Below are 9,307 nucleotides of genomic sequence, written 5' to 3'. Positions count from 1 at the left end.
CTGAATCCCTACAGATACTTGATTCTCACACCTAAGCCGCCGCGACCAACTGACTCAGTAGTACTAACCCACCCTACGCCTCTACTTCGCTTGGGCGGCCGTCTGGAGCGCCTTCCAGTCGAATTTTTCGGCGAGCGCAAGCCCTTCCTCCTCGGTGAGGCCGTCAAAGGAAAGGTTGAACAGCGCGTCCTTGCCCAGCGCCACGATGAGCGTGCCTGATTTCTGCGGGTTGTTGTAGTTCTTGAGCACCTGCATGCCATGCATGGTTGCGGACATGACGTGGCCGTCGGGCGTCTGAATGTTCATTCCGCTCTGGATCGGCGCCATGGCTCCGGTGGCCGCCTGCCCGACCATGACCGCAGCTTGCAGACGCGCCGAGCCGCGCGTGTATTCGCGCGTTGCCGTGGTCATGCTCGTGTCGGACATCTGCATCGACATGCCGTCCGGCTTCTTGCCGTCCCATCCGGCAAGGTCGACCAGGAGCGGCAGCAGCCGCTGAAATGGCTGGTCGGCGCGTGACGGCGAAAGCGGCCACAGGATCACTAGGGCAACGAAGAAACAAAGAATCTTGAATCGTGACTGAAACATTCTCTTCTCCCGATTGGGCTACCGGGCGAGCATAGCAACCCTTCGTTGCGCCAGAAAGGCCTCACACAGGCAGCACGCCCTCGACAAATATCAGCCGCCGCTCCAGCGCGGTCCTCCGCAACTTCAGCGCTTCGGCATATTCGGCCGAGGCGTACCATTCGCGCGCACGCGCCATCGACGGAAATTCGACGATGATGATGGTCTCGGCCGGTGGACCGCCCTCCACCACGTCCGCGGCGCCGCCACGCGCGAGGTAGCGGCCGCCATACTGCGCGATCGTTTGTGCGGCGAGTGTGCGATAGGCTTCCATCGAGGCGGCATCGCGGACCTCGACCTCGGAGATGACATAGGCGGCCATGCAGAACCTCATCCGCTGGTCTTGATGACCGGAGATATCAGGCGCGATTAATGGCACCGCAATTGGCGCTCACTCACGCGTGAGAAGGGCATGCCCCACATAGCTTCGTAGGGTGGGCAAAGGCGCTCTTGCGCCGTGCCCACCACTTCTCTTGTGGCACGCGAAGCGGTGGGCACGCTTCGCTTTGCCCACCCTACAATTCAAAACAAAAGCGGCGCCCGAGGGCGCCGCTTTCTCAATCTCTAAAATGCCGGCCGGCTTACGCCGCTTCGGCTTCCTTCGCCTGGGACGGACCGGAGTCCTGGCCCTTGGCGTCGACGTCGCGATCGACGAATTCGATCACGGCCATCGCGGCGTTGTCGCCGTAACGGAAGCCGGCCTTGATGATGCGGGTGTAGCCGCCCTGACGGTCCTTGTAGCGGGTCGCGAGCGTGTCGAAGAGCTTCTTGACCATGTCGACGTCGCGCAGCTCCGCGATCGCCTGACGACGGAGCGAGAGGCCGCCCTTCTTGCCGAGGGTGACGAGCTTCTCGACGATCGGACGGAGCTCCTTGGCCTTGGGCAGCGTGGTGACGATCTGCTCGTGCTTGATGAGCGAAGCCGCCATGTTGGCGAACATCGCCTTGCGATGCTCGGCCGTGCGGTTGAGCTTCCGATGAACCTTGCCATGACGCATGTGTTTGTTCCTTACGTATTGAACTGCCGCGACGGTTCGTCGGACATGTTGCTCAGGTGGGCTTCCTGCGTTCGCCCATTAAAAAATCGTGGCCGGAAGTCTCCGGCCACGACGGTGAAATGGATCAGTAGTGATCCTCGAAGCGCTTGGCGAGCTCGTCGATGTTCTCCGGCGGCCAGCCCGGCACTTCCATGCCGAGGTGCAGACCCATCTGGGCCAGCACTTCCTTGATCTCGTTCAGCGACTTGCGGCCGAAGTTCGGGGTGCGGAGCATTTCTGCTTCGCTCTTCTGCACGAGGTCGCCGATGTAGACGATGTTGTCGTTCTTCAGGCAGTTGGCCGAACGCACCGACAGCTCGAGCTCGTCCACCTTCTTGAGGAAAGCCGGGTTGAAGGCGAGGTCCGGGATGATCTCCTGGGCGACTTCCTTGCGCGGCTCTTCGAAGTTGACGAACACGTTGAGCTGGTCCTGAAGGATGCGCGCAGCGTAGGCCACCGAGTCATCCGGCGTGATCGCGCCGTTGGTCTCGATCGTCATGGTCAGCTTGTCGTAGTCGAGGATCTGGCCCTCGCGGGTGTTCTCGACCTTGTAGGAGACCTTGCGGACCGGCGAGTAGAGGCTGTCGACCGGGATCAGGCCGATCGGCGCGTCCTCGGGACGGTTGCGCTCGGCGGGCACGTAGCCCTTGCCGGTCGAAACCGTGAACTCCATGCGGATCTCGGCGCCCTCGTCGAGGGTGCAGATCTGCAGGTCCGGGTTGAGCACGGTGACGTCGCCCACGGTCTGGATGTCGCCGGCGGTGACGACGCCCGGGCCCTGCTTCTTCACGACCATGCGCTTGGGGCCTTCGCCCTGCATCTTGATCGAGATGTCCTTGATGTTCAGCACGATGTCGGTGACGTCCTCACGGACGCCCGCGATCGAGGAGAACTCGTGCAGCACGCCGTCGATGTGCACCGACTGCACGGCAGCGCCCTGAAGCGAAGACAACAGGATGCGGCGCAGTGCGTTGCCGAGCGTCTGGCCGAAGCCACGCTCGAGCGGCTCGGCGACGATGGTCGCAAAGCGGGCCGGATCGCTACCCGGGGTTACCTGGAGCTTGTTCGGCCGAATCAGTTCTTGCCAATTTTTCTGGATCGTCACTGTTTCACCCATACAGGCCAGTCAGTCTGCCATTGCGGACACTGGCGTTGGAGAAAGGCCGCAAGTCGCGCTTGCGGCTTCGCAAAACAAAGTCATCGCGGACGACGACGGCGCCCGCGACCTCGTATCAAACGCGCCGACGCTTGCGCGGGCGGCAACCATTGTGCGGGATCGTGGTCACGTCGCGGATCGAGGTGACGGTGAAGCCCGCAGCCTGCAACGCGCGGAGCGCCGACTCGCGGCCCGAACCGGGACCGGCGACCTCGACTTCCAGCGTGCGCATGCCGTGCTCCTGCGCCTTCTTGGAAACGTCCTCCGCAGCGACCTGCGCTGCATACGGGGTCGACTTGCGCGATCCCTTGAAACCCATGGTGCCCGCCGACGACCAGGCAATCGTGTTGCCCTGTGCATCGGTGATGGTGATCGTCGTGTTGTTGAACGACGAGTTCACGTGCGCGACGCCGGAGGCGATGTTCTTGCGCTCACGACGGCGAACGCGGGTGGCTTCCTTGCCCATTGAATACCTTTCCTGGAGATCTCAAACGCCGCCGTAATGCCAGCGGCTACACCTGTGGAACGAAAAGCGCGTGGCGAACCGAGGATCCCTCTTCGCCACACGCCATATTTGAATTGCAGAACTTACTTCTTCTTGCCGGCGATCGCCTTGGCCGGACCCTTGCGCGTGCGCGCATTGGTGTGGGTACGCTGACCGCGCACCGGCAGACCACGACGATGACGCAGGCCGCGATAGCAGCCGAGGTCCATCAGACGCTTGATGTTCATGCCGACCTCGCGACGCAGATCGCCCTCGACGAGAAAGTCGCGGTCGATCACTTCGCGGATCTGGAGCACTTCCTGGTCGGTCAGCTGATTGACGCGACGATCCTCGGGGATCTTCACCTTCTCCATGATGTCACCGGCGATCTTGGGGCCGATGCCATGGATGTACTGCAGCGCGATCAGCACGCGCTTGTTGGTGGGAATGTTTACGCCGGCAATACGGGCCACGGCTTTCTCTCCTGTTGCCGATCCCTCGTCAGGAATCGGGCTTTAAGTGCTTGCGTTCTCGGGCAGGTGTTCACAAACGCGAACACGACGCCCACCCCCGGTCTTCCTGGGGCCCGGCATCGTCTGAAACTATCCGACTTGGATGCGGGGCTTATTAAGGGATTCCCGGGGGTTTCGTCAACCGCTGCTAGCGCTTAGCTCGCTTTTTCGTGACCTTTTTTGGGGCCTTCTTCGGACCTTTTTTGGCGGTCTTTTTAGCGGTCTTTTTAACGGTCCTCTTGGCGGTCTTTTTTGCGGCTTTCTTGGTGCCTTTTAGGGCCTTCTTGGCGGACTTGCTGGCCTTTTTGGCCGCTTTCGCGGGTTTCTTGGCCTTTTTGGGTGCCTTTTCGCCAGCTCGCCTGGCTGGAGCCGCCTTGGCCGCGGGCTTAGTCGAGGTCTTGGCCTGGGCTGCCTTGGCGTGGGTTTTGGGCTCGATCGCCCCCAGCGCGAGGAGAAGGCGATGGATGGCGCGGGTGACCTCCTCGATGGTCATCATGCCATCGACGGTCGAGAGCTTGCGCCGCTCGGAATAGTAGTGAATCAGCGGTTCCGTCTGGCTGCGGTAGCTGGCGAGCCGCTTGGTCAGGACCTCCGGGGTGTCGTCGACCCGGACCTCTTCGCCGCGTTCGCGCATCTGGGCGACGCGGGTCTCCACGCGATCGAGCAGCGCGCTCTCATTGACCCTGAGCTCGATCACGCCATCGAGCTTGAGGTGCCTGTGCTTCAATAGCTCGTCCAGCGCCTCGGCCTGCGGGACCGTGCGCGGGAAGCCATCGAGGATGAAACCCTTCTTGGCATCGGGCTGCTCGATCCGGTCGGCGATGATTCCCACCACGACATCGTCGGGCACGAGGCCGCCGCTCGCCATGATCTCCTTCGCCCTCAGGCCGATCGGTGTTCCCGCTGCAACCGCAGCGCGAAGCATCTCACCGGTTGAGAGCTGCACGATGCCATAGCGCTCGATCAGCCGTTGGGCCTGGGTCCCCTTGCCTGACCCCGGCGGTCCCAGAAGGATAATTCTCATCGGCGTTCGCCCCCCGGATCGGTGAGCGATAGCTCGCGCACCTGTGTTTGAAGATCGAGAATAGTGCAAACCACAATCAGCGCCGCACCACCATTGATAATCATACTATAAGGCAGCCCGATCCCGTAAGGCTCGAAGATCTCCGGAATCAACTGCAACGCCGTCAGGTAGACGGCTCCGGCCACCGTCGTCAATGACACCACGCGATCAAGGTAATCCGCTGTGGGCTCGCCCGCCGCAACGCCGGGAATCGCGCCGCCCTGCTTCACAAGAGAATCGGCGACGTGCTCGGGATCGACGACGTAGGCTGTGTAGATGAAGGCGAGCACGAATACCGCGACGGATCCGAGGATCAGGTGACCCGGCGCACCAAGCTGAAGCTGCTTGTAGGCGGCGGCGATCCACGGCGCATCGGCACCAAAGACGTAAGTCAGGAAAGCCAGCGGCAGAAACAAGAACCAGGGCGCCACGGTGGTCGGCACTAGATAGCCGGCGCTGTTGACCTTGATCGGCAGAACCGCCGATCGAGCGGGCATCACGCGTTCCCCGATCTTGCGTTCGGCAAAGTCGACGCGGACATTGCGTCGCGCGCTTTCGACGAAGACGATCAGGGCGACGAGCACGATCCAGAAGACGGCATGGGTCAGCGCAAGATTGACGGATATTTGGCCGCTCTGGACGAGGTCGAGGATACCTGCAACGTCCCCCGGAACGTGGACGAGAATGCCAACGCTCAGCACCAGTGCAAGACCATTGCCGATTCCATGGCGGGTGATCTGCTCGCTCAGCCAGACAAGCAAGAACACGCCGCCGACCATTGACGCGGTCGCCGACACTACGAACCAGTCGCCGGGATCGGGCACGATGTTGGGGATCGTCGTCAGCGTCGAAGCGATGCCCCAGGCCTGGAAAGACGCGATCACCAGCGTCAGGGTCAGGGTGTAACGGGCGATCCTGCGCCGGCCACGCTCGCCCGACCTCTCAAGCGAGCTCAGCCGTCCCCATACCATCGCGACCAGTTGGACGATGATCGCTGCGCTCAGATAGGGAACGAGATGGAGGGCAACGATGGACAGGCGGGCTATCGCGTCAACCGCCAATGGACCGCCCGTCAGCCAATCGCCCGGGCGAAGCCCCGGAAGCAGAATGTGAGCGCCGAGCCTGAAAAGGAGCAGCGCGCCAATCGTGAAAGCGATCCGGCGCGCGAGCTCCTTGGTCATCTACGGCGGCCCCTCAGCTTCGACTTCCTGATCAGCCCTTCATACTGATGGGCGAGCAGATAACCCTGAACCTGCGCTACCGTGTCCATGGTGACACTGACCACGATCAACAGCGACGTGCCGCCAAAGTAGAAGGGCACCGAGGCGTAGGAAATCAGAATTTCCGGGATCAAACAGACAATCGCGAGGTAAATCGCGCCGATCACCGTGATGCGCGACAGCACGTAGTCGATGTATTCGGCGGTGCGCTCGCCGGGACGGATGCCCGGGATGAAGCCGCCGTGCTTCTTCAGGTTGTCCGCGGTCTCGGTCGGGTTGAACACGATCGCGGTGTAGAAGAACGCGAAGAACACGATCAGCGCGAGATACATGATCAGGAACAGCGGCCGGCCGTGACCGAGCTGCGTCGTCAGCCACTGGAACCATTCCGGTCCCTTGCCCGCGTTGAAGTTCGCAACCGTCGTCGGCAGCAGGAGCAGCGAGGACGCGAAGATCGGCGGGATGACGCCCGAGGTGTTGAGCTTGAGCGGCAGATGCGAGGACTGGCCCTCGAACATCTTGTTGCCGACCTGGCGCTTCGGATACTGGATCAGAAGCCGGCGCTGCGCGCGTTCCATGAACACGATGAAGGCGATCACGGCGACCGCCATGATGATGACGATCAGGATCAGCCCGGTGGACATCGCGCCCTGGCGGCCGAGCTCTAGCATGTTGGCGAGCGCGGAGGGCAGCTCGGCGACGATGCCGGAGAGAATGATCAGCGAGATACCGTTGCCGATGCCGCGCGAGGTCACCTGCTCGCCCAGCCACATCAGGAACATGGTGCCGCCGGTGAGCGTGATGGCGGTGGAGAGACGGAAGAACAGGCCGGGATCGCTGACGACGTTGCCGGCGCCTTCCAGGCCTACCGCAATGCCGTAGGACTGGAACGCGGCCAAGATCACGGTGAGGTAGCGGGTGTACTGGTTCAGCGTCTTGCGGCCCGCCTCGCCTTCCTTCTTCAGCGCCTCGAGCTGCGGCGAGACGGTGGTGAGGAGCTGGATGATGATCGATGCCGAGATGTACGGCATGATGTTCAGCGCGAAGATCGCCATGCGGTGGATGCCGCCGCCGGCGAACATGTTGAACATGCCGAGGATGCCGCCCGCCTGCGAGCGGAACACCTGCTCCCAGATGTTGGGATCGATGCCGGGCAGCGGGATGTAGGTGCCGAGCCGATAAACGAGCAGCGCACCCAGGGTGAACCAGATGCGCTTTTTCAGTTCGTCGGCCTTGGCAAGCGCGCCGAAATTGAGATTGGCTGCCAGTTGTTCCGCTGCTGAGACCATGTTGGGCTTTCTCCCGCCGCCTACTGCGCCGTCATGCCCGCGGCCGGGCTACTGGGCGGACGCCGGACATTATCTGGTGCACGGCTTCGATAAGTCCATCGTCCAGCACGCGTAAAGGCCCGCGAGCCGCGGGCCAATGACGCAGATGTTACGCCGCCTCGCCTTCTTCGGGGGCAGGCGCGAGGATCTTCACCGAGCCGCCGGCCTTCTCGACCGCCGCAATGGCGGACTTCGAGGCGCCGTGCACTTCGACGTTGAGCTTGGCCTTGAGCTCGCCGCCGCCGAGCAGCCGGACGCCGGCCTTGGAACGACGCAGCACGCCGGCCTTCACCAGCGCTTCGGCGTTCACGACGCTGCCCGTGTCGAGCTTCTTGGCATCGACGGCGTCCTGGAGCCGGTCGAGATTAATCTCGGCGAACTCGACGCGGAAGATGTTGTTGAAGCCGCGCTTGGGCAGACGGCGATGCATCGGCATCTGGCCGCCTTCAAAACCCTTGATGCGCACGCCCGAACGCGCGGTCTGGCCCTTGCCGCCGCGGCCGGACTGCTTGCCCTTGCCCGAACCGATGCCGCGACCGACGCGCATGCGCTTCTTGCGCGAGCCGGGGTTGTCGGCGATATCGCTGAGCTTCATCGCCCTTCTCCTTGTTTCTTGCGCATGATCTAGCCCGAAAACCGGTATCCAGCTTCCGGGATCATGCGCCCTTGCTTACTTCCCGTCGACGATGCGGACGAGATGGTGAACCTTCTCGATCATGCCGCGAACCGCCGGGGTGTCCGGCAGTTCGGCGACGCGGCCGATCTTGTTGAGCTTGAGCCCGATCAGCGTCGAGCGCTGCGAGTGATGGCGGCGGATCGCGCTGCCGATCTGCTCGATCTTGATCGTCTTGGCGGCCTTGGCCATTTTTTAAAACTCCGAAAAGCTTCCGTTAGTCGGCAGCCGCCTCGGCATCGCCGCCGATACGACGGGACTGCAGGGTGGACACCTTGATGTTGCGGCGGGCCGCGACCGAGCGCGGCGAATCCTGGTGCTTCAGCGCGTCGAAGGTCGCGCGCACCATGTTGTAGGGGTTGGACGAGCCGATCGACTTGGCCACCACGTCCTGGACGCCGAGCGTCTCGAACACGGCGCGCATCGGACCGCCGGCGATGATGCCGGTACCGGCCGGGGCGGCACGCAGGTAGACACGGCCTGCACCGTGACGGCCGGCGATGTCGTGATGGAGCGTGCGGCCCTCGCGCAGCGACACGCGGGTCAGGTTGCGCTTGGCGGATTCGGTCGCCTTCCGGATCGCCTCAGGCACTTCGCGCGCCTTGCCGTGACCGAAGCCGGCACGGCCCTTCTGGTCGCCAATCACGACCAGCGCTGCGAAGCCGAAGCGCTTGCCGCCCTTGACCACCTTGGCGACGCGGTTGATGTGGACGAGCTTGTCGACGAACTCGCTGTCGCGCTCCTCGCGCTCCTTGCGTTCACGTCCGCCGCGGTGTTCGCGTTCACCTGCCATGGTTTTTCCAATCCTTCAGAGGCTTACGCCTCAATCCTCAAATTCTGTTAGAAGTTCAGCCCGCTCTCACGCGCAGCGTCGGCAAGAGCCTTGACGCGCCCGTGATAGAGATAGCTGCCGCGATCGAACACGACTTCCTTGACGCCCTTCTCTGCGGCGCGCTCGGCCAGCAGCTTGCCGACCGCCTTCGCCGCATCGATGTCGGCGCCGGTCTTGCCGCCGTCGCGCATCGACTTCTCGAGCGAGGAGGCAGACGCCAGCGTCTCGCCCTTCAGGTCGTCGATGACCTGGGCGTAGATGTGCTTGGACGAGCGGAACACCGACAGGCGCGGACGGCCGCCACCGGAGCGGCGCAGCTTGAGCCGCACACTCCGCTTGCGCCGGGCATTCGTAACCTTGGCTTTCGACATGACCGGC

At 62.9% G+C, this 9,307-nt stretch carries 13 protein-coding genes; all 13 read right to left on the bottom strand.

The genetic code is table 11. The annotated features are described in order from the left end of the window. Positions 1 to 81: 81 nt before the first annotated feature. The 13 genes from Q2941_RS34220 to rplR all read right to left on the bottom strand — a co-directional run bounded on the left by Q2941_RS34220 (position 82) and on the right by rplR (position 9,300). Entirely contained in the window at positions 82 to 588 is a 507-nt protein-coding gene (locus tag Q2941_RS34220; RefSeq protein ID WP_254113116.1) for a hypothetical protein, read from the bottom strand. A 61-nt stretch (positions 589 to 649) separates the two neighbouring features. After that, the gene (locus Q2941_RS34215; protein WP_027520939.1) at positions 650 to 946 is read right to left on the bottom strand and encodes a DUF1330 domain-containing protein; all 297 of its coding nucleotides are present in this window, start codon (positions 944 to 946) and stop codon (positions 650 to 652) included. A gap of 259 nt (positions 947 to 1,205) precedes the next feature. Continuing rightward, the gene (gene rplQ, locus Q2941_RS34210) at positions 1,206 to 1,622 is read right to left on the bottom strand and encodes a 50S ribosomal protein L17 (RefSeq protein WP_027520940.1); all 417 of its coding nucleotides are present in this window, start codon (positions 1,620 to 1,622) and stop codon (positions 1,206 to 1,208) included. Between the two features lie 124 nt (positions 1,623 to 1,746). Beyond that, positions 1,747 to 2,778 carry a DNA-directed RNA polymerase subunit alpha gene (locus tag Q2941_RS34205; protein ID WP_035661033.1) on the bottom strand — a complete coding sequence of 344 codons (1,032 nt, stop codon included), beginning with the start codon at positions 2,776 to 2,778 and terminating at the stop codon, positions 1,747 to 1,749. Between the two features lie 115 nt (positions 2,779 to 2,893). Beyond that, on the bottom strand, positions 2,894 to 3,283 hold the full coding sequence (gene rpsK, locus Q2941_RS34200; RefSeq protein ID WP_007603045.1) for a 30S ribosomal protein S11: 390 nt from the start codon (positions 3,281 to 3,283) through the stop codon (positions 2,894 to 2,896). 122 nt (positions 3,284 to 3,405) lie between these two features. Continuing rightward, on the bottom strand, positions 3,406 to 3,774 hold the full coding sequence (gene rpsM, locus Q2941_RS34195; protein ID WP_458195176.1) for a 30S ribosomal protein S13: 369 nt from the start codon (positions 3,772 to 3,774) through the stop codon (positions 3,406 to 3,408). A 187-nt stretch (positions 3,775 to 3,961) separates the two neighbouring features. Continuing rightward, positions 3,962 to 4,837: an adenylate kinase gene (locus Q2941_RS34190; protein ID WP_458195175.1), complete on the bottom strand. Its 876-nt coding sequence runs from the start codon at positions 4,835 to 4,837 to the stop codon at positions 3,962 to 3,964. Next, positions 4,834 to 6,057: a preprotein translocase subunit SecY gene (locus tag Q2941_RS34185; RefSeq protein WP_458195174.1), complete on the bottom strand. Its 1,224-nt coding sequence runs from the start codon at positions 6,055 to 6,057 to the stop codon at positions 4,834 to 4,836. Before Q2941_RS34185 ends, Q2941_RS34190 begins: the two co-directional genes overlap by 4 nt. Further along, positions 6,054 to 7,385 (bottom strand): preprotein translocase subunit SecY, encoded by a 1,332-nt coding sequence (gene secY / locus Q2941_RS34180; protein WP_027520945.1) that lies wholly within the window; start codon positions 7,383 to 7,385, stop codon positions 6,054 to 6,056. Before secY ends, Q2941_RS34185 begins: the two co-directional genes overlap by 4 nt. 148 nt (positions 7,386 to 7,533) lie before the next feature. Then, positions 7,534 to 8,019 carry a 50S ribosomal protein L15 gene (gene rplO / locus Q2941_RS34175; RefSeq protein WP_458195173.1) on the bottom strand — a complete coding sequence of 162 codons (486 nt, stop codon included), beginning with the start codon at positions 8,017 to 8,019 and terminating at the stop codon, positions 7,534 to 7,536. A gap of 75 nt (positions 8,020 to 8,094) precedes the next feature. Further along, a complete protein-coding gene (gene rpmD, locus Q2941_RS34170) occupies positions 8,095 to 8,289 on the bottom strand; it encodes a 50S ribosomal protein L30 (protein ID WP_027520947.1) in 195 nt (64 codons plus the stop codon). Between the two features lie 25 nt (positions 8,290 to 8,314). Beyond that, on the bottom strand, positions 8,315 to 8,890 hold the full coding sequence (rpsE, locus tag Q2941_RS34165; RefSeq protein WP_027520948.1) for a 30S ribosomal protein S5: 576 nt from the start codon (positions 8,888 to 8,890) through the stop codon (positions 8,315 to 8,317). 47 nt (positions 8,891 to 8,937) lie between these two features. Next, complete coding sequence (gene rplR, locus Q2941_RS34160; RefSeq protein WP_027520949.1) at positions 8,938 to 9,300, bottom strand: 50S ribosomal protein L18; 363 nt, start codon at positions 9,298 to 9,300, stop codon at positions 8,938 to 8,940. Between the last annotated feature and the right edge of the window lie 7 nt (positions 9,301 to 9,307).

The organism is Bradyrhizobium sp. UFLA05-153 (assembly GCF_054185185.1).
Note: the sequence above shows the minus strand (reverse complement) of the source record. Positions and strands in the feature narration are given on the sequence as shown.